General features: G+C 61.8%; 18 protein-coding genes. 9 read left to right on the forward strand and 9 right to left on the reverse strand.

Annotated features, from left to right (window positions below; translation table 11 throughout):
* Positions 1 to 19: 19 nt before the first annotated feature.
* The 5 genes from LPW11_RS02295 to LPW11_RS02315 form a co-directional block, all read right to left on the reverse strand.
* Positions 20 to 2,776: a carboxypeptidase regulatory-like domain-containing protein gene (locus tag LPW11_RS02295; protein WP_230996510.1), complete on the reverse strand. Its 2,757-nt coding sequence runs from the start codon at positions 2,774 to 2,776 to the stop codon at positions 20 to 22.
* A gap of 1,012 nt (positions 2,777 to 3,788) precedes the next feature.
* The gene (locus LPW11_RS02300) at positions 3,789 to 4,133 is read right to left on the reverse strand and encodes a hypothetical protein (protein WP_230996511.1); all 345 of its coding nucleotides are present in this window, start codon (positions 4,131 to 4,133) and stop codon (positions 3,789 to 3,791) included.
* A gap of 532 nt (positions 4,134 to 4,665) precedes the next feature.
* On the reverse strand, positions 4,666 to 4,998 hold the full coding sequence (locus LPW11_RS02305; protein WP_230996512.1) for a hypothetical protein: 333 nt from the start codon (positions 4,996 to 4,998) through the stop codon (positions 4,666 to 4,668).
* A gap of 118 nt (positions 4,999 to 5,116) precedes the next feature.
* Entirely contained in the window at positions 5,117 to 7,963 is a 2,847-nt protein-coding gene (locus LPW11_RS02310) for a NapC/NirT family cytochrome c (RefSeq protein WP_230996513.1), read from the reverse strand.
* A 70-nt stretch (positions 7,964 to 8,033) separates the two neighbouring features.
* A complete protein-coding gene (locus LPW11_RS02315; RefSeq protein ID WP_230996514.1) occupies positions 8,034 to 8,813 on the reverse strand; it encodes a cytochrome c3 family protein in 780 nt (259 codons plus the stop codon).
* 288 nt (positions 8,814 to 9,101) lie between these two features.
* On the opposite strand from LPW11_RS02315, the gene LPW11_RS02320 reads away from it, so the two are divergent.
* Complete coding sequence (locus LPW11_RS02320) at positions 9,102 to 9,287, forward strand: hypothetical protein (RefSeq protein WP_230996515.1); 186 nt, start codon at positions 9,102 to 9,104, stop codon at positions 9,285 to 9,287.
* Between the two features lie 204 nt (positions 9,288 to 9,491).
* On the opposite strand, the gene LPW11_RS02325 is transcribed toward LPW11_RS02320, so the two are convergent.
* From LPW11_RS02325 to LPW11_RS02340, 4 genes are all read right to left on the reverse strand, one after another.
* Positions 9,492 to 10,934, reverse strand: a complete 1,443-nt coding sequence (locus LPW11_RS02325; RefSeq protein ID WP_230996516.1) for a heavy metal sensor histidine kinase — start codon at positions 10,932 to 10,934, stop codon at positions 9,492 to 9,494.
* The gene (locus LPW11_RS02330; RefSeq protein WP_230996517.1) at positions 10,915 to 11,586 is read right to left on the reverse strand and encodes a heavy metal response regulator transcription factor; all 672 of its coding nucleotides are present in this window, start codon (positions 11,584 to 11,586) and stop codon (positions 10,915 to 10,917) included. Before LPW11_RS02330 ends, LPW11_RS02325 begins: the two co-directional genes overlap by 20 nt.
* A gap of 82 nt (positions 11,587 to 11,668) precedes the next feature.
* Positions 11,669 to 12,679 (reverse strand): hypothetical protein, encoded by a 1,011-nt coding sequence (locus LPW11_RS02335; protein WP_230996518.1) that lies wholly within the window; start codon positions 12,677 to 12,679, stop codon positions 11,669 to 11,671.
* A 294-nt stretch (positions 12,680 to 12,973) separates the two neighbouring features.
* Positions 12,974 to 14,653 (reverse strand): fibronectin type III domain-containing protein, encoded by a 1,680-nt coding sequence (locus LPW11_RS02340; protein WP_230996519.1) that lies wholly within the window; start codon positions 14,651 to 14,653, stop codon positions 12,974 to 12,976.
* 360 nt (positions 14,654 to 15,013) lie between these two features.
* Here LPW11_RS02340 and LPW11_RS02345 point away from each other — a divergent pair, with 360 nt between their 5' ends.
* The 8 genes from LPW11_RS02345 (at position 15,014) to LPW11_RS02380 (ending at position 25,042) form a co-directional block, all read left to right on the forward strand.
* Positions 15,014 to 15,958, forward strand: a complete 945-nt coding sequence (locus LPW11_RS02345) for a hypothetical protein (protein ID WP_230996520.1) — start codon at positions 15,014 to 15,016, stop codon at positions 15,956 to 15,958.
* 598 nt (positions 15,959 to 16,556) lie between these two features.
* On the forward strand, positions 16,557 to 18,305 hold the full coding sequence (locus tag LPW11_RS02350; protein ID WP_230996521.1) for a tetratricopeptide repeat protein: 1,749 nt from the start codon (positions 16,557 to 16,559) through the stop codon (positions 18,303 to 18,305).
* Between the two features lie 79 nt (positions 18,306 to 18,384).
* Positions 18,385 to 19,719, forward strand: coding sequence for a flippase (locus LPW11_RS02355; RefSeq protein WP_230996522.1), 1,335 nt, complete (start codon positions 18,385 to 18,387; stop codon positions 19,717 to 19,719).
* 22 nt (positions 19,720 to 19,741) lie between these two features.
* Positions 19,742 to 20,962 (forward strand): class I SAM-dependent methyltransferase, encoded by a 1,221-nt coding sequence (locus LPW11_RS02360; RefSeq protein ID WP_230996523.1) that lies wholly within the window; start codon positions 19,742 to 19,744, stop codon positions 20,960 to 20,962.
* Between the two features lie 81 nt (positions 20,963 to 21,043).
* A complete protein-coding gene (locus LPW11_RS02365; protein WP_230996524.1) occupies positions 21,044 to 22,141 on the forward strand; it encodes a radical SAM protein in 1,098 nt (365 codons plus the stop codon).
* Positions 22,138 to 23,124 carry an NAD-dependent epimerase/dehydratase family protein gene (locus LPW11_RS02370; protein WP_230996525.1) on the forward strand — a complete coding sequence of 329 codons (987 nt, stop codon included), beginning with the start codon at positions 22,138 to 22,140 and terminating at the stop codon, positions 23,122 to 23,124. Before LPW11_RS02365 ends, LPW11_RS02370 begins: the two co-directional genes overlap by 4 nt.
* Positions 23,121 to 24,086, forward strand: coding sequence for an NAD-dependent epimerase/dehydratase family protein (locus LPW11_RS02375; RefSeq protein ID WP_230996526.1), 966 nt, complete (start codon positions 23,121 to 23,123; stop codon positions 24,084 to 24,086). The genes LPW11_RS02370 and LPW11_RS02375 overlap by 4 nt, the downstream gene beginning before the upstream one ends.
* Positions 24,083 to 25,042 carry an NAD-dependent epimerase/dehydratase family protein gene (locus LPW11_RS02380; RefSeq protein ID WP_230996527.1) on the forward strand — a complete coding sequence of 320 codons (960 nt, stop codon included), beginning with the start codon at positions 24,083 to 24,085 and terminating at the stop codon, positions 25,040 to 25,042. The genes LPW11_RS02375 and LPW11_RS02380 overlap by 4 nt, the downstream gene beginning before the upstream one ends.
* Positions 25,043 to 25,048: the final 6 nt, after the last annotated feature.

A 25,048-nucleotide genomic window follows, 5' to 3' on the forward strand; every position in this document is an offset into this window, starting at 1 on the left:
CCGAGATGCGGCTATTACTTCAAGGCGTGAGATACGCGCTGATTACCTTCTGCAGTTCGGAGATGCTCACCTTGCTGTCCCCGCTGATGTCGACGCATACGGTCGTGGCTTTCGCCATGAGGTACATGCTGATTGCCGACTGGAGCTCCGAGATGGAGACCTTGCCGTCGAAGTTGCAGTCGCCCGCCTTTCCGGAGACTACGACGTTGCGGATGGCGGTAGTTTCCATGCCGGACGCGTCCTTCGCGGTGACAACGACACGGTTCACACCTGCGACGACCGGGATGACCTGGCTGAAGCTCCCCGCGGTCACCGCAGGGGTGTAGGTCGTAGTTCCGGCGCTGATGGTTACCGTTGTATCGGAAGTTGTCGAGACTGTGCCGGAAATGGTGACAGAGTTGGACGGGTTCGTGCTGTCCTCAACCGGTGCGGTGATCTGCAGCTCCGGGCCGCCCGAGAGGAGAGTCACGGAGCGCTTCACGCTGGTCGTGTTGTTGGAGGCGTCGGTGGCGACCACCACGAGGGTGTTCATCCCGGAGGCAAGGCTCACGTCGGTAGTGAAGGTGCCGCCGGTCACGGTGGCGGTCTGCGACGTCCCGTTCACGATCACCTGGACAGTGCTGCCGCTGGCGACGGTGCCGGTCACGGTGACGGTAGTGGCGCCGGTAGCCGCGTTGTCAGCAGGTGCGGTAACCGTCAGGGCGGGGGCCGATGCATTGTAGGTTATCGTCCTCGTGATGGTGCTCTGCAGCCCGCTGCTGTCGGCAAGGAGGGTGACGGTGTTGGAGCCGGCGGTCAGGCGAAGCGCGTAGTCGAAGAAGCCGTCGCTCCCGACGGTAACGGCGGTCCCGTTGATCTTCAGCGTGGCGGTGCTGTAGGGGACGGTGACGAAGCCGGTCAGGTTCAGGATGCCGTTCTTGCTGACGGAGCTCGTCGGCAGCGCGGAGAGGGCGATCGTCGGCGGCGTCGTGTCGATCACCACGCTCTTCGATACCGACGTGGTGAGCCCGTTGTAACCCTTCGCCCAGGCGTACAGCGTCTTCGTCCCGGCGGAGGTGAAGGTATAGGCGGCAGGGGGTGCGCTGTTCCAGGTGGTCGGGGCAGAGCTCGTCTCGGTAAGGGCATAGACGACGCCGTTAGGCTCCGTCGCGGCGATGGTGACGGAAACGGTCAGGCTCTTAGAGGCGGTCGGCACCGTAAAGGTGGTGATGGCCGGCTTGCCGCTGGAAAGGACCGCGTTGATGTTGGTGATGGTGCCGGTGGCGTCGAGAGCGATTGCATCCGCCTCGGCCAGCGTCGCCTTCTTGTTGTAATACTGCTTCCCGTACTTTCCTACGGAGTCGAACTGGACGCGGTAGTTGCCGGAAGCAACGCCGCCGATCTTGTAGGTACCGTCGGACGCGGTCTTCACCCCGCTGTAGCCGGAGGGGAACATGCCACTTGCGTCGTAGAGCCAGACCCAGATGTCGGGGATCCCGTTGCCGCTTCCGTCGGTGACGGTCCCGGTCAGGGTGATTTTGTTAAGCACCGTGTCGTCCAGGGGATTTGGGAAGCCACCCGAGACATTGAAGTAGTTCCCCCCCGCGTACCACTGGTCGATGTACCCTGCGGCGCCGCTGAAGAGGATCTTGTAGTTGCCGGCCGGAACGATCGGGAAGGTGAAGGAGCCGTCCGATGTGGAGTATACGGGCGCCACGTTGGACACGGGGGTGCCGGTCGTGGTGTAGAGGGTCGCCTTCACACCGGAGAACGCTCCGCTGGTGTTCAACACTTTACCGGTCACGGTCCCCCAGTCACCGATGACGGCGTTCACGTTCTGGGTGATGACACCGCTTGCGATGGTGAGAAGGTTTGCCTCGGCGGAGAGGAGCTTGTTGTTGTAGAAGACGCGGAATGCGGGGGGCTTGCTGAAGGCGATCTTGTAGCTGCCGGCGGCGAGACCGCCGTAGAGGTAGCTGCCGTCGGCACCGGTGGTGGCGACGTTTTGCTGCACATTGCCGAGGGTGTCGTAGACGTAGACCGAGGCACCTTCCACAGCGGCACCGTTCACGTCCGTCACCTTCCCGGAGAAGTTGACCCCCAGCATGAAGGAGGAGCCGCGCGTCTCGGCGGAGTTCTTGTTGCTGTCCAGCGCAAAGACGGACCAGTCGTACTGCACCCCCGGGGTGAGGGTAGCACCGGTGCCTGCGGTGCCGTCGAAGTTGAACGTCTTGGCGGTGCTGGTGTAGGCGAAGGTGTTCGATTTCCAGGCCATGTCCATCCCGGTGACGGAAAGCGCGTACCAGGAAGGCGTAGTCGAAGGAGCGGTCCAGCTGAAGATGGGGCTGGAGGTGCCGACGATCGCCCCGCTTGGCGAGCCCTGCACCGCGAAGGAGTCGACAACGCCGCTGACGGTGAGGGGCAGTTCCTCGCTCGGGACGGCCGGATCGAGGTAGGCGATGTACACAGTGTAGGCATCCCCCACAGTGGGGCGGCCGGTAAGATCGAGGGTGCCGACGAAGTTGACGAGGCTGTCATCTAGGTCAAGGGAGGCCGGACCGCTGAGCCCGGGGCCGTCGATGGCGACCGACTTGATGAGCGCAGTGGAGTCGGGGACGACGACGCTGATGGAGTACCCTTCGGTGCTACCCTTTTTCCAGTGGTTGGTGGTAAGGGTGCCGGTAGCGGCTTCGGCGGACGAAAAAGCTGCGCAGACCGCGGCAACCACCAGGAGTGTGGCAAATGCCACATTGTGAGCGATTTTTTTCAGGACGGGAAACCAGAGATACTTCCGCATTACGCCTCCTTTATAGTGCACGTGCGAGCCGCGGCCACGGCGACACAATGCAGCCATGACACAACAAGAGGCAGCAGTCGCACCTCTAGACCAGCAGCAGTTGCATTACAACGTGACAGTAGTCGCCACTTCCAACTGACAGGACAGTAACAACTTCAACTTCGTTAGATTTTGTTTGAGAAAAGCGCATCATAATGCTGCGCAGTAATGGATACTTATGGGAGGAAGGACGTGCTTATTGCATATCAAATTCCCCTCCAGACATTTACATAAGAATGCTTGTCATGCCAAAAAAGACTTCATGCAGTACCTGAAATTGTTACTGCCAGATTCATAAAAAAAGGCGCAACACAGCGTAAAACAAGGGCTTTAAAATACAGCCGGGCACCTTCTTTGTCAAGCTGACTTTTCCTCCGAAAAAAGAAAAACGCGGCCAATTTTCAGTCATAGAATTAGCTACATTTAATACAATTCCTGTACTGTCACACCTTTTTTCAGCACACACAGAGTGTTTGCGAATTGTGACAGTGATGCCTGTGCCAAGGCATCAGGATAGACCAAGACCGAAGCGAGGCCGCGTTTTAAATCAGCATGGAAGGAGAGAGATGCGGCAGAAGCTTCCATGCAGAGCATGACAGTGCAAAAAATGAGAGATAGCAGCAAATTACATGAAAGGAGAACGGCAGTGAAAGAGAAATGCATTACATTGAAGGAGGTAGGATTCACTCGATGCGCCCTCGGTCGATGGACCGTCTGCACTTCAGCTGCCGGTGATGGAAGCTTGTAACGGTGAACGCCCATCAAAGAGCAAGTTGCACGCCAAAGGGTGTAGATGCGGCAGCACCATCTTTTTTTCTGCGACAAAAAAGGGGGACTGCCCTCCGGCAAAAGACGGTACGGCCGGAGATGCCGCGAGCCTCACGGCGCGAGGGAGAGGAGTGAAGCCGCGCACGGCGCGGCCCCGCGGAGAGAGAGGTGCAACGAAGGGGGAAAATCGAGGTGCAGGCGGAGGTTATTCCTCCTCCCCCCCGCCCCCACCCCGGGCCGCCTCCCGTGCTCTGCGCCGGGCTTCCTTCCGGGCGGAGACGGGGCGCGACGGCGCGGTTTCTCCGTTATTTGACTGAACGGAGACCTCGGCATCCCGTCCTTTAGCGGCATCGTCCACGACAGGTTCCGGCACGGGGGTGGAATCGACCACCACAGGAGCCGCCGCAGGAGGAGAAGCTTTCGCAGTGGACGATTCACCAGAGTACTCGACGATGATGACATCATCGGTCTCTTCTATGGTTCCCTGTCCTGCGGAAACGACAGAAGCGGAGAGAAGAAGGATGGCTAGAAGTGGCAGTAAGAGACGCATGGGCACCCCCAGTAGGTCGAAATGGCCATACCATTAACATCCTGATGAGGCGAATGCAACAGTGAAAGCACGGAGGCGGGTGCGGCAATAGGAGCGGAGAGGGTTTTGTGGGTTTAAGCAGGGAACCTGCAGTGCAGTTTCACAAAGCGCTGGAGGAGACCTCGCGTCCGCACCTTTGCGAAGGCTTATCCTAGATGCGGGGGGAGCTTGGGTACATTGCCACAAGCACTGCAGAAGCCCTAACGTTCCCCCCTTTGCGAAGGGGGGGCAGGGGGGATTTGATCTTCAAGTCTCCTCCAGAACCGCAGCCCGTCTAAATAGTACATCTCGGAACCGCAGTGCTACGGCAGCTAAAGATCAACGACATAGGCCCCACCTCTTTTTTAGAAATTGCTTGAGACCCACAGCAGTTGCGCGCTTTGCAGGACGGTGCCGGCCAAGGCAAATCCCCCCTGTCCCCCCTTCGCAAAGGGGGGGACGTAAGAGGGAGCTATTCGGAACTATTCGGATTTACTCGGAGCTACTCGCGGAACTACTCGGCGTTTGAACTCGCCTGGGTCCTGCGCCGGGCGCGCTCCAACCTTTCCTGGCGCCTGGCGGCACGCCGCGCCTCCTCGTCGGATTGTCCCGACACGACCTCGCTGCGCCTCTCCTCGCTCGGCGTCGCTGCGGAGACGACGCCCGGGGCCGGGGCGAGGGCGCTCGCGGTAAGGTCCCTCCCCTTCAGGATCGGGGCGTTGTCGCTGGCGTCACCGTAGTATTCAACCACAATGGCGGTGTCCGTTTCCTCGATGGTGCCGTGCCCCGCATGTGCCACCTGCACGGTGGCCAGAACCAGAAGACATCCTGCGACTGCTTTTCTCATTTTGAGCTCCTCTCCCGCACCCTTATCGACTGCAGCCGAACTTCCTTGAAAAAAACCCCGCCTCTTTCGAGGCGGGGCAGGTCCTGCATTTCATACATTCATTGCAGCATGCTTGTGACTACGGACGCTCCGGCTTCCCAAGGGAGGTGTTCCACTTGCCGGTGGTGCGATCCCAGGCGTTGATGAAGAGCATACCCTCGGAGGTGTTGGTCATGATGGTGCCGAGGGTGGACTTGGTGCCGTTGTCCAGGGTGTATGCTGCGGTGTCGGCGGTGAACTTGCCGGTGACGTCGACCACGGTGCCGCTGACGGAGCCGGTGGCGGAGGTTGCAGTCTTGGCGTTGGTCACGACCGAGCTGTTGATCACACCATCGTCAAGGAAGTCGATGCTGTCGTACACCAGGCGGCGGGTGTAGGAGCGAGCATGAACGTACGCTGCGGGCTCGCGGCTCAGCAGGTTGAGGTTGAATGCTGCGCCTTCCAGCTTCAGTGCTGCCGGTGCGTCGAGTGCGCCACCGCGGGTCCAGTCGGTCACAGCCTGCATTGCGCCGTTCTTCTTCGGCAGGTTCTCGTCGTAGAAGTACGGGTACGCGTCGGGGTTGTAGGAGATCTTGTAGTTCTTCAGCAGGAAGTACTTGGCAAGATCAAGGCTGTCGATGAATGCCTCTTTGTTCGGGTCGAGGAAGGCGGCTGCGAAGTTGCTACCGTCGGCAGCGATTGCCACCGGACCGTTGTGGCTGCCTTCGGAGGTGTGGCAGTTGATGCACACGGTCTTGTATGCGTCGCCGTTTGCGTCTTCGCCGATGAGGAGGCTGTGCCCTTTGGCTGCGTTGCGGTTGTAGCCCATGTGGCAGGCTACGCAGGGACCGCCCGCGGTGAGCGGGGAGGTAGCGGTGATGCCGTGGTCATTCACGATGGACATGGTGCCGAGCTTGCGGTGCGTGGAGGTCACGCCGCCGGCGATGCCGTCCGGGGTGGATGCGTTGTCGGCAGTCAGGGACTTGCCGTAGGTGCTGGTGCCGAATGCTGCGCTTGCCGAGGTGAAGGCGGTGAAGCCGGCTTTGACGTACATGACGCCTGCTGCTGCCATGTAGTGGGAGTTCTGGAAGCTGCTGTTGTTCATGCTGAGGCCGTTTGCCTGAGCGGTTACCAGTGCGGAACCGGAGAGGCGTGCGGAGTGGCAGGAAACGCAGAGGTTGGAGTCGCCCACATCCGGGAACTTAGCGGTGATGCGTGCCTTCACGGTCTTGCTGGTGACCTTGTCGACGGTGCTGATGTTGTAGAAGGTCTGGACGCCGACGCTTCTGCTGTAGCTGGTCTGGTTGGCGAAAACAACCGGGGTGATTGCTGCGGTGCGGCGGATGCCGGTGGTGCTGCCGTTGACTGCGGTCGGGTCGGTGGTGTGGCACCCTGCGCAGGTCAGCGGGGAGTTGAAGAGGGCGCTGTCCGTGCCGTCAACCCTGTTGGCGTTGCTGAAGTTGGAGCCGAAGAACTGTGCGAAGCCTGCTGCGGTGTGGCAACGTACGCAGTCGGTGCTCGGGATGTTTTTCTGGAAGTCGCCGGCAACCCCGGAACCTCTCCAGTCGTGCCCTTTTGCGCCAACGGTCGGAGTCCATGCCAGACCGTTTCTCTTGCCGTGGTCGGACTCGGCCCAAGCGGAGAGGATGTCGCTGTTGGTGGTGAAGGTCTCGACGTTTGCTGCGCCGATGCCGTGCGGATCAAGGTTGAAGTGGCAGTTGTTGCAGGCGTTCACGCCCTGACCTTTCGGGCCGACGTAGGCGGCGGAGATGTTCTTGAAGGTCGCGGTGGAGATGTTGGAGAAGTGGGTTACGCCGTCAAACTGCTTGGAGTAGTTGCCGTTGTGGCAGCCAAGGCAAGCCTTGCCCGCTTCCGGGAGGGTGTTGACGTGCATGGTGGTGCCCGGAACGTGGCAGGAAGAGCAGAGCGGGCCGTGGCTGTTGTTGGCGTGGCCGGAAACCTTGTACTCTTCCACCAGTGCATTGTTCCTGTTGTTGTGGCAGGAAACGCACACGCTGGAGCCGTAGACGCCCGGGGCGTACACGGTGATTGCCGGGGTCTGGACGGTGGAGGATGCAGTTCCGTTGGAGGCGGTCACTTTCACCACGTAGGAACCTGCAGCGGTGGCCTTGAACTTCGCCTTGTTGCCGGAGTACTGGCGGAAGGTCACGTTCGCGAGGGGGTCGAGGGTGTAGGTGACGCTGGAGCCGTTTGCGGTGGTCTTGGAGAAGTCGAGGGTAACTTCGGACCCGACGGCGGTTGCCACGGTGCTGGCAAGTACGCGAGCCTGGACTGCGTCAACCAGTGCGAAGCTGGCAGTCACTTCCTGACCTGTAGCGACAACATCGGCAAACTTAATCTGCCCTGCCAGACCGGTCTTGCTGGCGCCGGCGATGGTGCTGACAGTGTAGTCCGCGTTGGGAGCAGCGAAAACGCGGATGGTAGAGCCCGGCTTGATGCTGCTAAGCCCGGTGCGGCTGAAGGGGCCGTAGGGAACGCCGTTAGCCATGCGCTGAACGTAGACGCTGCCGCCCCCTGCAACCGGCTGCTTCACGGAGATGCTGGTGGTCGCAGCGGTGTAGTACACCACCATCGTGTGGTTCTTGCCGTTGTTGTTGATGGTGTAGTCGCCGGCTGCGTTACCTTTGTTGACGCCGTCGATGACAACGGAGGACACCACATAAGAGCCCGGTGTCGGCGCAACGGTGAGGGTCTGGGAAGCAACTGCATTGGAAACGAGGTTGCCGTTAACGTCGTAGACGTCGTCGGCTACCTTGAAGTATGCAGTCTTGGCAGCTTCCGTCGCTGCCTTTGCGACAGAGGCATTGTCGCTTGTTCTGGTGATTGTCCCTGCCCCGCTGCCGATCTTTGCCGTCACAGTCCATGCACTGGCGAAGGTGGGTAGTGAGAGCATGAGGGCGAATGCAAACCCTGCTTTTCTCAACATGAAGAATTCTCCTTTGTAAAGTTTAAGTCGATTCAAGATCCGCTACTTTCTCACATCGAGCCGGACCGGCTTACTTGATGTGGCAGGAGAGGCAGAGAGCGGAACCGGTGTTGGAAGCGAGGAGCAGGTAGTTCGTTGCGCCCACTGCATCCTGGTTTTTCTTGTTGTGCACGTCGTGGCAGGTAGCGCAGGTCATGATCGGCTTGCCACCCTGGCTTGCGGAAACCCAGAGACGGTCCGCGATGGTGAGGTTGCTGCCTGCGTACTTGGCGCTCTTGGTGCGGATCCACTCGTCCTTGCCGTCGGTGTGGGAGCCGAGAGTCGGGTCGCCGGTTGCGGGGCCTTTGGCAACGCCGCCGTCAGCGTCGTCATAGATGAAGCCGATCGGGTGGTCGTTGGAGAGGTTGCCGTTCTGGCCGACTGCCGGAGTGGAGAAGAGGTTGTCGTCCTGCTGAAGCTTCTTGCCGCCGTTGAAAGCGTAGTGGGTATCAACAGCAACGGAACCGTCGTGGCAGCTCATGCAGAGCTTGGACGGACCTTCCATCATGGTGGTCGGGTCGATGTTGGCGTCGATGGTTGCGGAAGCGTACGGGGTGAAGGTCTGGGTGGTCACGGTGTGGGACCAGAGCGGGAGGTAGTCGTTACCTTCGGTGATAGCGTGGTGCGGGGTGTGGCAGTATGCACACACACGGCCCTGCTGTGCCTCGGGATCGCTGCCACCGAGAGCGCCGTACTGGGTCATGTCGTGGATGGAGCCGGGGATACCGGACCTCGGGGCGGTGCCTGCAAAGGCCACGGTCCCAGCAAGTGCAACAATGCTTAATGCGGACAACACGGTTTTCTTGTTCATTACTTACTCTCCTTTTGGGTTGAATGACTACAGCCTGGACTGCTACTGCATACTTAGAGCGTCACCTGTTGACGCTACCTCGTCGCTCCTTTCCGCGTCCCTCCTAAGGTCCGCATCACATGATATTGGTGGTCAGGTTCCACAGAGCGTGTCGCGCTTTACGTTTATCTATATAGCAACGGCAATGCCACACTCTGGAAAAAGAGAGATTTCAGGAGGCGAGTGACAGTATCAGCAGGTTCAAGTGCGCGTAGTGCAAAGAAAAAAGAAATGTGAGGTGGGAAGCAAATGGATACTCACGGAAAGAAATGGGAGCTAAAACAAGAACGAGAAGAGAATGCGAGCGGAAGAGTCAGCGGTGATTTTCCGAAGTATGGCTTTGATAGGCGGAATAACAGAGCCGATAAGATTACATACAGAATACCGATAGTATTACAAGCAGATTACGGTTTTGTCAGAAAAGAAAAAGAGTAAGAAACGGTGGGTGCGCGGCTAGTAAAATGGAGACAAAGAGAGTCGCGGCGCTGCATGGGATTGTAGATAAAAAGGAAGGTACAGCTTTGAGAAGTATGGTGTCGATCCGTATGGCGTCACCGGTGATCGCAGCGTCCCCTCCCTTTCAAGGGGAGGGTCAGGGTGGGGATGGGGTTAGGTCTCGGACATTAAGGAGGCGGGCGCCTAGGCCGCGCCCTGCGGTGGGGGCGGGAAAGTGAGTGTGACGGTCGTCCCGAGATCAGGCCCGCTCTCCAGCGAGATACTCCCGTCGTGCAGATCCATGATCGCCTTCGCAATCGGAAGCCCCAGGCCGGTGCCGTGCGGGTCCATGTGCCGCGTCCCGTAGATCCGGTAGAAGCGGTCGAAGATCTTCTGCATTTCGCCGAGGGCGATACCGCACCCCGTATCGCTGAAGGAAATCTCCCCCCCGAGCGGCTCGCGCTGCACGATGGTGATCTCCACCTTTCCTCCCGGCTTGTTGTACGTCACTGCGTTCGATGTCACCGCAGCGGCGGCCTTGCGCAGAAGTGAGGGATCGACCATGAAGGTCGCATCCCCGTTGCAAACGATCGAAACCTCCTTCTCCTCTGCCAGCGGCGAATAGTAATCGAGAATCTTCTCCATCTCCTCCCGCACCTGCACGACGCTCCGCGACACGGAGAACTTCCTCATATCGGCATTTGCGAGAAAGAAGATATTGTCCCCAAGGCGGCTGAGGCGGGCGTTCTCCTCCAGGGAAGAGATGATCACCTCCTGCAGTTCCTCGACGGTGCGGGCACGTGAAAGCGCTACCTCCGCCTCGCCGCGGAGAATGGTAAGGGGGGTGCGCATCTTGTGGGTGAGATTGGTGGCGCTGTTGTACAGGCGGGTGAAGGAATCGTGCAGGCGATCCATCATCAGGTTCAGCGCCTCGGCGAGTTGCTGGAGCTCGCGGGGCCAGTTATCGCCGTGCAGGTGCTCTTCGAGACCGGCGACGGTAATCCCCCGCACCATCGTGGTGATTTCACGGATAGGCCGGGTGCCCCGCCGCGCAATGAGGAGGCTCCCTCCCGCACAGAGCACGAACCCGTGTGCCAGAGCGAGCATGATCTTGCGGCGGTATTCCACGAGGATCTGCTCCACGTTGCTCACATCGAGCGCCGCCTGGAGGACCCCCTGCTCCCCAACGTTCTTGCCGAGCGGCATCCAGGCCATTGTGCTGACCAGGAGCCTGCCGTCGCGGGTGCGATGCTTGTGGTCGGGGCTCCTGCCGTCCCGGACCGGGAGGGGGTAGAGGTTGCGGGGGAGGATCTCCTCCATGCGGGGACTCTCCACCAGGAGGCGGCCGTCCATGTCGAAGAGGCGGACGTAATGCTTCACGTACTCCGCCCCCGAGTGCTCCTTTACCACTTCGTCCTTAAGTGTCGGGACCTCGCTCCCCAGTTCCACGAGTTCGCGGCGGATGGTGTCCACAAGGTCGTGAAGATAGAGGGAGTTCTGCTGGCGCAGCTGAAAGGCGAGCCCCTGGTACAAAAGGACCGAAATGAGGGTGAGTATACCGAAGGAGAAGGCGGTATTGAACAGCGTAAGCCACAGGGTCAGGGACCACGGGCGCGGCTGGTCCTTTTCAGCGCTCTTCAAGGACATAGCCTACGCCACGCACGGTGTGGATCAGCTTCTTGTCGAACGGGTCGTCGACCTTGATGCGCAGCCGGCGCATGTGCACGTCCACCACGTTGGTGTCGCTTTCGAAGTCGATGTCCCAGATGCGCTCGGCGATGCGGGTGCGGGAAAGGACCTCGCCGGAGCGCCGCGCGAGGAGAGAGAGGAGAGCAAATTCCTTCGGGGTGAGGTCGACGCGCTTCCCCCCTCGCGTGATGCGGTGGGCGGGAAAATCAATCTCCAGGTCGGCCACCCGCAGCACGTCGGAGGTGCGCACCGGGCCGCGCCGCAGCACCGTGTGGATCCTGGCGAGAAGCTCGGAGAAGGCGAAAGGCTTGGTGAGGTAGTCGTCCGCCCCCATCTTCAGCCCCTTCACCCTGTCTTCAACGGCGTCCAGTGCGGTGAGGATGAGAATGGGAGTTTCGTTACCTTGGTCGCGCAGCCTCTTCAGCACTTCCCAGCCGTCAATCCCCGGGAGCATGATGTCGAGAATGACGAGGTCGTACTCGCGGTTCATGGCGAGGTTGAACCCGTCGCGCCCATTCTCCACGGAGTCGACGGTGAAGGTCTCTTCGGTGAGACCGCGGGTTATGAACGCCGCCGTCTTTTTCTCGTCTTCGATGACTAGTATGTGCATGACTTCGAACGTGCCTCGTGCTGCCTGCTCTGCTGCCGAGAGGAAGCGGCTGCGGTCCGCTGGCTTCCCTCCTGGTCCGTATCTACTGCGGCGTTACCGTGTAGGTCGACTCCACCCCGTCAATGACAATCGTCGTCACGGAACTTCCGGTGGAGGGCGCTATGTCGTCGAGAAGAATCTCCGTCTCGGCGCTCGTGAAGGTCCAGGGAACCGGATCCTCACCCGGGAAAAAGCTGGTGGTGCCGTCGAAGGAGAAGTAGCCGGAGCCGTCCTTGACGTACACCATGTAGGTGCCGGGCTTCAAGGTGACCGTGGCGGGGGTGAAGACATCCGCGTTGGCCAACCCCGTTGCCGAAACTGCGAACTTCTTCACGTTGGCGGTCTTGGTGGTAAAGGCGACAGTCTTGTCGCCGACCGTCACGTTGGTGGTCACAGTCGCCCCGAGAGTTGCGGAGGCTGTATTGCGCACGAGGATCGTCTCGTTGTTCTTCATCGATCCGGCGACCTTGCTGTAGGAGGTCAGGCTGTTAACCGCGTACTCGCTGCTGGAGTCGCCGGATACGCTGACGTTTGCGGCCGTGCCGGAGGTAAGCTGGACCGTGACGGGATTGGAGGTCTGCGTGGTGGAAGGCTGCACGCCGCTTATGTTGGTGAAGGCGAAGGATGAAACTGTCGCGGTGTACACGGTGCTGACAAAATCGGCGCTGACCGAGCCGATGGTGAGCTTGGTGGTGACGCTCTGCCCGAGGGTAGTCGATGCGATATGGCGGACCTTCACGGAGGCGCCGTTGGAGACCGTCCCTGCCGTGCTGGTCCAGGTCGCGCCGTTGTCGGTGGAGTACTCGCTGCCGGTGGCGCCGGAAACGCTGATCGCGGCGGTGGTGGCGGTGGTGGTACTAGTCATGGCGACGGTGATGGTGTCGGAGACGGCGGTGGCGCCGGGCGCGACACCGTTTTTCGCAGCGATGGTGAAGGCCGTTACCGCAGCATCCCCTGAAGAGGTCGTATTAGCGGCCGGGAACCAGTCAACGCCACATCCGCCCAAGGTGAGTCCGAGTATGAGTATGAGAAGTAAAGCAGAAAGCTTTCGCATGCGCCCCTCCAGGTGAATCCGGTCTCATTATTAACCGGCGCCAGACATTATAACTTTAGCCGCCGGAAATTGTCTAGGCATATTGCTTGACATTTCCATTTTATATGTTCCACGAAAGCGGCCTTAGGAAGGCGTTTTTTGTCCGCAGATTACGCAGATTTGCGCAGATTTTTTAGAACCTCAAGAAAGTAAACAATCCGCGGTATCCGGGGCCTCGCTGCATCCCCGTATCGAGTGATCGGGATTTAAATCTGCGTTAATCTGCGTAATCTGCGGATAAAGCTTTTCGGGCCGCTAGAGGAGGTTCAGCGAGATCTTGCGGATGGTGTTGTTGCTGCTGTCGGCCAGGTAGAGGGCGCCCCCGATCCAGACGAGGCCACGCGGGGCGTAGAAGCGCGCGACCGTGCCGTTGCCGTCGGTGGAGCCGTGCGACCCCGGGAAGCCCGCTATGGTGTTCACCTCTGCGGTGGCGATGGAGATCCTGCGGATGGTGTTGTTGTTGGTGTCCGCGACGTAGACATAGGTGCCGTCGCTGGCCATGCCGTCCGGGTAGTAGAAGCTTGCAGAGGTCCCCACACCGTCCCCCGAGCCGTGCACTACCGGCGAACCGGCAAGTGTCGAAACTTCCCCGCTGGAGATGATGATCCTGCGGATCATGTTGTTGGCGGTGTCGGCCACATACAGCGTCCCGTCGTTGACGGTGATGCCGTACGGAACGTAGAAGCTCGCGGCAGAGCCGAAGCCGTCGCTGGAGCCCCGCGACCCGGCGAACCCGGCGAGGGTGGTGACCTTTCCGGTGGAGATGACGACCTTGCGGATGGTGTTGTTGCTGGTGTCCGTGACGTAGAGGTTGACGCCGTCGGTGGCGACACCCCGGGGGGTGTAGAAGCGGGCGGCCGAGCCGGTGCCGTCGGCTGAGCCGCGACTCCCGGGGGCGCCGGCAAGGGTGGCGACCTCCCCGGTGCTGATGACCACCCTGCGGATGGTGTTGTTCGAGCTGTCGGCGACGTACAGGTTTCTGCCGTCGCAGGCGATGCCGCGCGGGGAGTTGAAGCGAGCGGCGCTCCCGATCCCGTCGGCGGTCCCGGTCTGCCCGGCGACGCCTGCGAGGGTGGTAACCTCCCTAGTGGCAAGGCTGATCTTCCGGATAGTGTTGTTCCCGGTGTCGGCTATGTACAGGCTGGTACCGTCACTGGCAACGCCGCTGGAGAGGTTGAATCCGGCCAGAGAGCCGACGGCGTCCGCCGACCCCTTCCCTCCGGCGGTTCCCGCCACGGTGCTGACTGCATTCTGGGCGGTCGACGGAAGGCTTTGGGTCGTTGCGGTTATCTGTGTGGACTGCACCGACTCCGTATCGACGGAGACGCTGTATGCATAGGTGGTGGACGGCGCGAGGTTTGTGTCGGTAAAGCTTGCTGTCGAGCCGACCGGCACGGAAACGCTCCCGACGTACAGGTTGTTGCGGTACACCTTGTAAGTCAGGCTGGTACCTGCGGTTCCTGCTGCGGCCGTCCAGGTGATGGTGACGGAGCTCGACGTGGTCTGGGTCACGTTCAGCGCGGTCGGAGGGGGGATCTCCCCCGCGTCGAGCGAGAGGGTCGTCGCCGTGACCGGGAGCGACTTCACGGTGTCCACGCCGAGGCTGGAGGTGGCGGCGACGTGATACTCGTAGGAGGTTGAAGGGGTGAGGGTGGTATCGGCAAAGACGGTCGCCGCCGGGGCAGTACCCTGTCGCGAGGTGCTGCCGACTTCCACTCCGTCGCGGAAAATCTTGTAGGCAAAGACGTCACCGGACGACGGGGTCCAGGAGAGGATGGCGGAGGTCGAGGTGACCTGCACGACCTTCAGGTTGGAAGGTGCCGTGATTGCACTGTTGGAGGCGGTTACTGTGGAGGTGGTGATATTACCGCAGCTACTGACAAAAACGGCGATGCACAGGGAAAGGGCCAGCGACAACAAAGAAGTCTTCCGCACTATCTACTCCATACCTCCCGATCTGAAACCGGGATGACATTGCATATCACGCACCTGACAGAGAAGGAGACAGCACAGGCGCTTCAATTGACTCTGTCTTATAATGCATTTTGAAAGTGAATACAATTGAATTATCTGATTTTGCATGATTTTCTCCTTGTCACCGTCCCGGTAGAGAGTATCGCAAGGAAAGGGAAGAGGAAAGGCGCGCGACAGTGAATATGCTTGAACTTTGCAATCATCTTCTCTATATTAACCAGCTGCATTCGCGGCCCTTTTTCCGCCTGTTCACGCACCTCCGCCCACTGGACACCGTGAACCGCGACTGAAGCGGTAGACCACACATAAGGAGTAGGAATCATGCGCAAGTTGACTGTAGCAGCCCTCTTTACTGCAACGATCGCCACCACCGCCTGCCAGAACGCCGGCACAGCATCGGCTGTCGCCAAAGATGCTGCCCAGGGGAACGCGGGTTCCTCCTCCACCGCGGCACCTTCCCTGGCGGGGACCGTCTCCGAGGTGCTGGACGGGGGGCAGTACACCTATCTGAAGCTCGAATCGAACGGCACGGCAAGGTGGGCGGCGATTCCGAAGACGACGGTGAAGGTCGGGCAGCAGGTCGAGCTGCGAAACGGCATGGAGATGAAGAAGTTTGAGAGCAAGGCGCTGAACAGGACCTTCGACTCCCTCGTCTTCAGCGACGGGCTGAAAGGTGAGACGAGCGCAGCCGCAGCGATGGCTGCGGGGCACGGCAAATCGTTTGCCGCCGACACCGGGCTCACGGAAGCGGTAAGCGGCAAGGTCGTGGAGACGATGAACAGCGGCGGCTACACCTACTGCTCGGTGGAGACCGCGGCGGGAACAAAATGGGTCGCCGTTCCGGAGGCGAAGGTAGAGAAGGGGCAGACGGTGAGCTTCCTCCCGGGGAACGTCCTCAAGGACTTCAACAGCCGCCTCCTCAACCGCACCTTCGACACCATCGTCTTCTCCAACGGGCTTGCCGACGCCGCGGCGGCAACGACTGCATCCGCCCCTGCAGCTGCCCCGCATGACGCGGCCGGCAAAGAGGAATTCGCCCTCGTCGGTGTCTCCGGGAAGGTCGTCGAGACGACCGATGTCGGCGGCTTCAGCTATGTAGCGGTGGAGAAGGACGGAAAGAAACTCTGGGTCGCGGTGCCGACCACGAAGCTCACCGTCGGGCAGGAGGTGAAGTTCCTCCCCGGCGAGATCAAGCGGAACCTCCCGAGCAAAAAGATGAAGCGCACCTTCGAGGAGATCCAGTTTTCGCGGGGCCTCGCCCAGTAGGAGCGCTGCCGGCACCTTTTCCTTGGTTCTTCTGGGAATTCCCGGGGGGGGGCGTGGGTACATTGCCACGAAGCACTGCAGAAGCCCTAACGTTCCCCCCTTTGCGAAGGGGGGACAGGGGGGATTTAGCTTTCGTTGGCAGTAGAGCCGGAAACGTTTCGAACAGTAAGCCGTTCATTGTGAAACTGAAGGTGCTGCGGTCCTATCGACCTCAATCCCCGCTGTGCTTCGGCAGCAAAGAGATCAGCAGAGGGCCACTCATTTTCGTCGTGATGTGGAGATCAAGACGTTGCCGGGCGCGAAGATGAGGCCACAGCAGTTGCTCGGCAGCTTGCTTTATGACCGTCTTCAACTGGTCAGGGATGACAAGGCCAAAGGCAAATCCCCCCTGTCCCCCCTTCGCAAAGGGGGGAACGAAATGGCCTGGCCTCCTTTCTGGAGGGCCGATAGATACCGGTTCCCCGGAATTCTCGGATGAGCCTTCGCAAAGGGGGGACGCGAGGCCTCATGCGGCCCTTCATTGGAACATACTACGGCTTCCCCGGAATTCTCGGGTGAGCCTTTTCTCCTTTACACCTATGATTGGTTCCACGAGCGCATGGCTTTACTCGAAAACAGACGACTGCACATCGCTTTGATCCTCCTGGTGGGGGTCGCCGCCTATTGCATGACCTTCGACGTCCCCTTCGTCTTCGACGACGAGTCATCGATCGTGCACAATGACGTCATCAGGAACCTGTGGACCTTCCTCTCCGGCGAGGGGTACGGCTACTCCCCCCGCCGCTTTCTCGGATATCTCACCATCGCCGTCAATTACTGGGCCGGCGGCCTCCAGGTCGCCGGCTACCACGTGGTGAACCTGGTCATCCACCTCGCCTGCGCCATCCTCGTGTACTTCCTGGGGAAGAGCACCTTCCGCACCCCGCGGATGGCGGACACCTCCCTTTCCGAGCGCGCCGGGCCGGTCTCCCTTTTTGCAGCCCTTCTCTTCGTAGCGCACCCGGTTCAGACCCAGGCGGTCACCTACGTCATTCAGCGCCTCGCCTCCCTGGCGACCTTCTTTTACCTTCTTTCCCTCCTCCTGTACGTCGTTGCATCGCTGAGGGAGAGGAAAGGGGCGGCCGGGCGCGCTCCGCTTTACCTCGGGTCCCTTCTTGCCGCGGTCCTCGCCATGAAGACGAAGGAGATAGCCTTCACCCTCCCCTTCGCGATCGTTCTGTACGAAATCCTCTTCTTCGGCCCGCCGCGGCGGGAGAGGCTCCGCTGGCTCCTCCCCTTCGCCCTCACCCTGCCGATCATTCCCCTCTCGCTCGTCCACTTCGGGCCGGTGGACCCGGCAGTTCTGGACGGGACGGAGCGGATCAGCGCGGACCTCGGCACCCCGCGCCATCATTACCTTTTCACCCAGTTCCGGGTCATCGCGACCTACCTCAGGCTTCTTTTCCTGCCGGTCCGGCAGAACCTCGACTACGACTACCCGCTCTTCACCTCCTTCCTGGAGCCGCAGGTCGCCCTCTCCTTCCTCCTCCTCGCCGCGATCCTTTGTGCTGCTTTCTGGCTCATCGCCCGGGCACGCCGCAGCGGCGACAGCTCCCTCCTGGTGGTGAGCTTCGGGACTATCTGGTTCTTCCTCGCCCTCTCGGTGGAGTCGAGCGTCATCCCCATCAAGGACGTCATCTTCGAGCACCGCCTCTACCTGCCAAGCGTCGGCGCCTTCCTCGCGCTGGCAACAGGCGGGGCACTGCTGGCGCGGCGCCTGCCGAGGGGGGTTGCGACCGCGGCCGCCGGCTGCATCGTTCTCCTTCTGGCCGGCAGCACCTTCGCCAGAAACCAGGTGTGGCGCGACGAGGTGACCCTCACGCGCGACATCGCCGAGAAGTCTCCGGAGAAGGCCAGGGTGCACGCAAACCTCGCCGCGGCGCTTCTCAAGAAAGGTGAGCTCGATGAGGCGCTCAGGGAGGCGGAGCTCTCTGCGAGGCTGAACCCAGCCAAGGTCGAGCCGCACAACATACTGGGGATGCTGTACGGCCGCGCGGGAGCGTACGACAGGGCGATTGCCGAGCTCTCCACCGCCGTCTCCATCGACCCGAAGTTCCCCCCTGCACGGGAGAACCTGGGGGACGCCTATCGCGGCAAGGGGATGTATCCCCAGGCGATAGAGCATTACCAGGCAGCACTGAAGCTGCAGCCGCTGAGCGCGGAGCTGTACAACAAGCGCGGCACCGCCTACGGCGAGATGGGAGACATGGCAAACGCCGCCGCCTCCTTCGCCGAGGCGCTGCGCCTCGACCCGGCAAACGCCGTCTACCGCGCAAATGCCAGAGCAGCATCCGGCGGTTCCCCCTGATGCAACGACGGAGCCGCTCGGGATTTGCGAAGAGCGCCGGGGAGAGCCGCGGGTTCTCGGCCGCCTGGCGGGAAGTCCGATGAAGGCGTCCCTTGCCTGTCTTCTGCCGGCATCGGTGCGCAGCTACCTGGAGGGGCGGCACTATCTGAAGAAAGCGATCAGCAGCACAGGGTGGCACATCTCCGACAGCGTGCTGCGCATGGGGGTCGGACTCCTCGTCAATATCTGGGTCACCCGTTATCTCGGCCCCGAACGCTTCGGCGTCCTGAGTTACGCCACCGCCTTCGTCTCTCTCGTCTCCTCCATCGGGCTCCTCGGCCTGGACGGAGTCGCGGTCCGCAACCTCGTCCGCAACCCCGCAGAGAGCGACACGATCCTCGGCAGCACCTTCCTCTTGAAAGCCGTCGGCGCCCTCTGCGCCTTCGCCGCCACCGTCGCCTCCATACTGGTGCTGAGACCGGGAGACCCCGCTTCCCTCGCCCTCGTCGCCATCATCTCCATCGGCACCCTCTTCCAGGCCTTCGGCACGGTCTCCTTCCACTTCCAGGCGGAGGTGCGCTCGAAGTACCCTGCCCTGGCACGAAGCGGCGCGTTCCTCGCGGTATCCGCCGCGAAGGTCGTCCTCATCCTTGTCGGCGCGCCGCTGGTCGCATTTGCCTGGGCGGCGTCCGCGGAGATCGTCCTCGGCTCAGTGGCGCTCGTTGCTGCCTACCGGTGCTGCGGCGGGCGCATGACGTCGTGGCGGGCATCGCTGCCGATGGTGCGCGAACTGCTGCACGACAGCTGGCCACTCCTTCTGAGCGACCTCTCCATGCTTATGTACCTGCGCATGGACAAGCTGATACTCGGGGAGCTGAAGGGGAACACCGAGCTCGGCATTTACTCCGTCGCCGCGCTCCTGGCGGAAGGACTTTACTTTATCCCTACCGCGGTCTATACTTCCGCGTTCCCGCGCATCGTGGAATCCCGCGCCGCGGGGGAAGCGGCTTTCCAGGAGTGCCTGCAGCGCTTTTACAACCTGATGGCGCTCCTCGGCTACGGCATCGCCATCCCCGTCACCCTGGTGGCATGGTGGCTGGTCCCCCTCCTCTTCGGCGCCTCCTACCAGGGGGCCGCCCTTATGCTCGTGGGGCTTGCCTGGGGGGGTATCTTCATCAACCTCATGATGGCACGCAGTCAGTATCTCACCGCCATGAACTGGACAAGGCTCCACTTCATCACCGACTTTCTCGGTGCGGCAGTGAACATCCTTTTGAACTTCATCCTCATCCCGCGTTACGGGGGGATGGGGGCCGTCGCCGCCTCCGGGATCGCCTACTGGTTCGTGGCGCATGGCTCCTGCTTCCTCTTCCCCCCCCTGCGCAGGACCGGAACCATGATGACGAGGTCCCTCCTCTATCCCCGGGTCTGGTAGCGCCCAGTATCGAAGGAAACACATGGAATCATGCCTGATCTGCAGCACTGAAATCTCCCCGTTCATCGATTTTGGCAAGATGCCCCTCGGCAACGGCTTTCTCCTCCCCGAACAATACGAACAGGAGTATTTCTTTTCCATGCGCGTCGGCTTCTGCCCCGTCTGCGGCATGGTGCAGCTCCTCGAGCAGCCGGACCGGGAGCGGATGTTTCACGACAACTACGCCTTCTTCTCCGGCACCTCACGCTACATGGCGGTCCATTTCCGGGAGTTTGCGGAGGGGGTCATGGAGCGCTACCTCGCGGAGCCGGACCCCTTCGTGGTGGAAATGGGGAGCAACGACGGGATCATGCTGCAAAACTTCGCCGCCGCCGGGATGAGGCACCTCGGGGTGGAGCCTTCCGGAAACGTGGCGCAGGTCGCGCGGGAGAAGGGGATAAACACCGTCACCGAGTTCTTCGGGGCCGACCTTGCCCGCCGCATCGTCGCAGAAAACGGCCAGGCGGACGCCTTCCTCGCCGCGAACGTCATGTGCCACATCCCGTACCTGCACACCATCGTCGAGGGGATCGACCTCCTCCTGAAGCCCTCCGGGGTCGTCATCTTCGAGGACCCTTACCTCGGGGACGTGGTGGAGAAGACCTCCTACGACCAGATCTACGACGAGCATACCTTCCTCTTCTGCACAGCCTCGGTCAGCTACCTCTTCGCCCGCTACGGCTTCGAAGTCATCGACGTGGAGCCGCAGGTTACCCACGGCGGCTCCATGCGCTACGTGCTCTGCCGCAAGGGGATGCGACCGGTCTCCCCCGCCGTCCCCCGCCAGCTCGAGAAGGAGCGCGCCATGGGGCTGCACCTGCCGGAGACGTACGACAGGTTCCGCAAAAAGTGCGAGGAGTCGCGCGACCGCCTCATCTCCCTCCTGCGGGAACTAAAGGCCCAGGGGAAACGGGTGGTGGGATATGGCGCCACCTCGAAGAGCACCACCATCACCAACTACTGCGGCATCACCCCCGACCTGGTGGAGTTTGTGAGCGATACGACGCCCATCAAGCAGGGGAAATTCAGTCCCGGCGCTCACATCCCGGTGCGCCCCTATGAGGAGTTCGTCTCCAGCTATCCCGACTACGCCCTCCTCTTTGCCTGGAACCACGCCCGCGAGATCATGGAGAAGGAAGAGGCCTTCCGTGCCTCCGGGGGGAAGTGGATCGTCTATGTCCCCGAGGTGGGGGTGCTGGAATAGCTCCGGGGTGGTATCGGTGCAGCGTGAGGGCGCGAGGGGAGAACGGACCCGCAGTTTCGGCGGTTTTTCGGTATTGAGCACATGAAGCGGTACAGTTTCGACATCGACGTCACGGGCGCCTGCAACCTTCGCTGCCCCTGCTGCCCTCAGGGAAACCTGAAGGAGTACCGCCTGCCGCACGGTTTCATCGACCCGCAGCTTCTGGAGAAGATCGTGGCGAAGGCCACCTCCGAGGCCGCACTCTCCCGCATCAGCCTTTTCAGCTGGGCCGAACCGCTCCTCCACCCGGAAATCACGGAACTCGTCCGGATCGTGCGCCGAAGCGGCACGGTCTGCTACCTGAGCTCCAACCTGAACCTCCTCCCCGACCCCGACGCCCTTATGGCGGCCAACCCCGATGTGCTCCGTATCTCCGCCTCCGGCTTTACCCAGGGAACGTACGGCCGCTTTCACCGCGGCGGAGACGTGGAGCGGGTCAAGAAGCACATGGTGGAACTGGCCGAGGCGAGAAAACGCCGCGGTGCCTCCACGAGGATCTACGTCTACTACCACCGCTACCGGGGGAACCTGAAGGAGGAGCCGCTGATGCGGGACTTCGCCAGGGAGCTCGGTTTCGGCTTCCAGTCCGTGTGGGCGCTCCTCTTCCCTCTGGAGAAGATCCTCCCCCTGGCCGACGGCGGGGAGGGTTTCCCCCTCACCGAGGAGGACCGGCAGCTCATGGCGGAGCTCGCCCTCCCCGTGGAAGAGGCGCTGGCTGTTGCCGCCCGCCATTCTCAGCAGCCGTGCGCCCTGAAGGATGGCGCCCTCTCCATCGACTTCAGGGGAGACGTCCAGCTCTGCTGCGGGATCTTCGACGCCTCGCGCTTCACCATCGGCAACTATCTGGAGATGCCGCTGGCCGAGATCCAGCGCCTGCGCGCGGAGCACCCGATGTGCCGCCGCTGCATCCGCGGGGGGGGACATGTCTACCTTTGCTATGGCGCACGGGAACTTGCGGAACTGGCGGTCGCCAATGTAGCCGCCGACGATAGGAAACTCCTGGGGCTGAAGCGGGAGCTCGCGCGCCGCAGAGTCGGCGAGATGCTGCTGAAGGTTTCCGCCGTCATCCCCGAAGAGCTGAAGTGGAGGGTGCAGAGAGAGCTCGAGCGACTGTCGCAGTGGCAGGGGGGGGGACGATGAGGGACACCGCCACAGCCCAAGCGCTTGCCGGGAAAAAGCTCCTCATCACCGGCGCCGCCGGTTACCTCGCCGCTGCGCTCACCGCGCTCCTGCGCGATGTGGAGTGCACCATCGTGAGGGTGCACCGCCACGGAGCCCCCCTCCCCCACCCCGGTGGAAAGGTAGCGGTCGTGGACGTAGCCGGCGACGTGCGCGACCCTCGACTCTGGGAGGGGGGGTGCCTCGAAGGGGTCTCGACCGTCTTCCACCTCGCAGCCCAGACGAGCAGCTACGCAGCGGACGCCGATCCCGTGGCTGATCATGCCGCAAACGTGCTGCCGATGCTCCACCTCCTGGAGCAGTGCCGCCACGCGGGCAGCGTCCCCGCCGTCTGCTTCTCCAGCACCGTGACGATCGCCGGCCTCCCGCAGCTCCTCCCGGTGAACGAGAGCCACCCGGACCACCCGGTCACGATGTACGACCTGCACAAGCAGATGGCGGAACAGTACCTGTCCCGCTACTCAGAGCTCGGGGCCGTGCACGGCGTGGCGCTGAGGCTCCCCAACGTCTACGGCCCGGGACCCAGGAGCAGCCGCTCCGACCGCGGGATCCTGAACCAGATGATCCGGCGGGCTCTTGCCGGGGAGCCGCTGACGGTGTACGGCGCGGGGGACCAGCTCAGGGACTACCTCTACGTGGAGGACGTGGCGCGGGCGCTCGTTGCCGCCGCCCTGCACGCCGAGGCTCTCTCCGGCGAGCACTTCGTGATCGGCAGCGGCACGGGATACACCATTGCGCAGGCGCTGGCGCTCGTCGCCGAACGCTGCCGAGCAAAGACCGGGACGAGCCCTGAGATACGGCACATCGATCCGCCGCAGGGGCTCTCTCCCATCGAGGCGCGCAACTTCGTGGCCGACTACGGAAGGTTTTGGGCGGCTACCGGATGGGAGCCTGCCGTACCACTTCCTGACGGAATCGACCGGACCCTGGAGGCTTATCTATGAACATACTGATCATCGGCGGTGCCGGCTTTCTCGGTGCCAACATGGTACGGCGCTGCCTGAAGGAGCCGGGAGTGCGGGTAACGGTGCTCGACTCCCTCGACCCCCACCTGCACGCCAGCACCAGGACCCTCTCGGAGGTATGGGACCGGATCCGCTTCGTGCGTGGCGACATCCGGGACGAGACGCTTCTCGCAGAGATCGTGCAAGGGCAGGATGTGATCTTCAACTGCGCCGCCCAGACCTCGCACCCCCTCTCCATCCAGTACCCCCTCCTCGACGCCGAGATCAACTGCCTCGGGAACCTGAAGCTCCTGGAGAGCATCCGCCTCTTGAACCGGAAGGCGCGGGTGGTGTACACCTCCAGCAGCACCGTCATCGGGAAGGCCCTGACCGAAGTCGTGGACGAGGACCACTGGGAGCGCCCGCTGGAGATCTATTCGGCGAACAAGGGTGTCGCCGAGAAGTACTACCGCATCTACCACACGCTGCACGACCTGGACACGGTGGTGCTGCGCTTCGCCAACCTGTACGGCGCGTACGGGAAGGGGCACCCGGAGTTCGGCTTCATCAACTACTTTATCCAGCTTGCCTGGGCCGGGGAGGAGATCAAGATCTTCGGCAGCGGCGAGCAGATGCGCAACGTCCTTTTCGCCGATGACGCGGTGGAGATCCTCTGGCGTGCGGCGCACGCCCCTGCGCTGGTGGGGGAAAGCTGGTTTGCCACAGGGGACGAACATCTCAGCGTCGCCGAAATCGCCAGAAAGATCGTGGAGATCTTCGGGCGCGGGCGGGTCACCCACGTGGAGTGGCCCGAAGAGAGGAAAAGGATAGAGATTGACCACGTCCTCTTCTCCTCGGACCGGCTGCGCTCGATGGTGGAATGGCACCCGGGGCACACGATGGAGACGGGGCTTCACCTGGTGAAGGAGATCCTGGAGCGGCAGGAAAGGGGGAGAAGATGAAGATAGTGGTGACCGGTGCCCTCGGACACATAGGGTCCCGGCTGATACGGGAGATCCCTGCGGCGCTCCCCGGAGCGCACGTCGTCATGCTGGACGACCTTTCCACACAACGCTACTGCTCCCTCTTCGACCTTCCGGTGCAGGGGAGCTACTCCTTTCACGAGGCGGACGTCCTGACGGAGGATCTCGCCCCCCTATTCGCCGGTGCCTCCGCGGTCGTGCATCTCGCGGCGATCACCAACGCGGCCGGGAGCTTCCAGAATCCGGAGGCCGTGGAGCAGGTGAACTACCGGGGGACGGAGCGAGTGGCACGTGGGTGCATCGAGGCAGGCGTTCCGCTCATCCTCCTCTCGACCACCAGCGTGTACGGCACCCAAGCCGACGTGGTGGATGAGGACTGCACCGCTGAGGCACTCCAGCCGCAGAGCCCGTACGCAGGATCGAAGCTGCGTGCGGAGCGTCTCGTGGAGCGGCTGGGGCGCGAGGAGGGCCTCTCCTTTGTCACGCTGCGCTTCGGGACGATCTTTGGCATCTCCCCCGGCATGCGCTTCCACACCGCCATCAACAAGTTCTGCTGGCAGGCGGTCATGGGGCAGCCGATCACCGTGTGGCGCACCGCGCTGAACCAGTACCGGCCGTACCTCGACGTGGTCGACGGGGTGGAGGCGCTCCTCTTTGTCATCAAGAAGGAGCTGTACGACCGCCGCGTCTATAACGTGGTTACGGTGAACACCTCCGTGGCCGCGATCACAGAGATCATACGCAGCTACGTCCCCGGCATCTCCATCGCCTACGTCGACACCCGCATCATGAACCAGCTCTCATACCATGTCAGCGGCCGCCGGTTCCTGGAGGCCGGTTTCTCCTGCAAGGGGGACTTGGAGCGCGGCATTCGCGACACCATAGCCCGGCTGCAGCAGGCTACTGCCGCGGCGACGCCCCAGGAGGCTGCGTGACGAAGG

It is taken from the genome of Geomonas sp. RF6 (genome assembly GCF_021044625.1).
GTDB lineage: Bacteria > Desulfobacterota > Desulfuromonadia > Geobacterales > Geobacteraceae > RF6.

What these genes read in the sequence shown, in the direction of transcription:
- LPW11_RS02295 (WP_230996510.1), bottom strand. Translation starts at nt 2,776, where the DNA reads ATGCGGAAGTATCTCTGGTTTCCCGTCCTGAAAAAAATCGCTCACAAT.
- LPW11_RS02300 (WP_230996511.1), bottom strand. Translation starts at nt 4,133, where the DNA reads ATGCGTCTCTTACTGCCACTTCTAGCCATCCTTCTTCTCTCCGCTTCT.
- LPW11_RS02305 (WP_230996512.1), bottom strand. Translation starts at nt 4,998, where the DNA reads ATGAGAAAAGCAGTCGCAGGATGTCTTCTGGTTCTGGCCACCGTGCAG.
- LPW11_RS02310 (WP_230996513.1), bottom strand. Translation starts at nt 7,963, where the DNA reads ATGTTGAGAAAAGCAGGGTTTGCATTCGCCCTCATGCTCTCACTACCC.
- LPW11_RS02315 (WP_230996514.1), bottom strand. Translation starts at nt 8,813, where the DNA reads ATGAACAAGAAAACCGTGTTGTCCGCATTAAGCATTGTTGCACTTGCT.
- LPW11_RS02320 (WP_230996515.1), top strand. Translation starts at nt 9,102, where the DNA reads ATGGATACTCACGGAAAGAAATGGGAGCTAAAACAAGAACGAGAAGAG.
- LPW11_RS02325 (WP_230996516.1), bottom strand. Translation starts at nt 10,934, where the DNA reads ATGTCCTTGAAGAGCGCTGAAAAGGACCAGCCGCGCCCGTGGTCCCTG.
- LPW11_RS02330 (WP_230996517.1), bottom strand. Translation starts at nt 11,586, where the DNA reads ATGCACATACTAGTCATCGAAGACGAGAAAAAGACGGCGGCGTTCATA.
- LPW11_RS02335 (WP_230996518.1), bottom strand. Translation starts at nt 12,679, where the DNA reads ATGCGAAAGCTTTCTGCTTTACTTCTCATACTCATACTCGGACTCACC.
- LPW11_RS02345 (WP_230996520.1), top strand. Translation starts at nt 15,014, where the DNA reads ATGCGCAAGTTGACTGTAGCAGCCCTCTTTACTGCAACGATCGCCACC.
- LPW11_RS02350 (WP_230996521.1), top strand. Translation starts at nt 16,557, where the DNA reads ATGGCTTTACTCGAAAACAGACGACTGCACATCGCTTTGATCCTCCTG.
- LPW11_RS02355 (WP_230996522.1), top strand. Translation starts at nt 18,385, where the DNA reads ATGAAGGCGTCCCTTGCCTGTCTTCTGCCGGCATCGGTGCGCAGCTAC.
- LPW11_RS02360 (WP_230996523.1), top strand. Translation starts at nt 19,742, where the DNA reads ATGGAATCATGCCTGATCTGCAGCACTGAAATCTCCCCGTTCATCGAT.
- LPW11_RS02365 (WP_230996524.1), top strand. Translation starts at nt 21,044, where the DNA reads ATGAAGCGGTACAGTTTCGACATCGACGTCACGGGCGCCTGCAACCTT.
- LPW11_RS02370 (WP_230996525.1), top strand. Translation starts at nt 22,138, where the DNA reads ATGAGGGACACCGCCACAGCCCAAGCGCTTGCCGGGAAAAAGCTCCTC.
- LPW11_RS02375 (WP_230996526.1), top strand. Translation starts at nt 23,121, where the DNA reads ATGAACATACTGATCATCGGCGGTGCCGGCTTTCTCGGTGCCAACATG.
- LPW11_RS02380 (WP_230996527.1), top strand. Translation starts at nt 24,083, where the DNA reads ATGAAGATAGTGGTGACCGGTGCCCTCGGACACATAGGGTCCCGGCTG.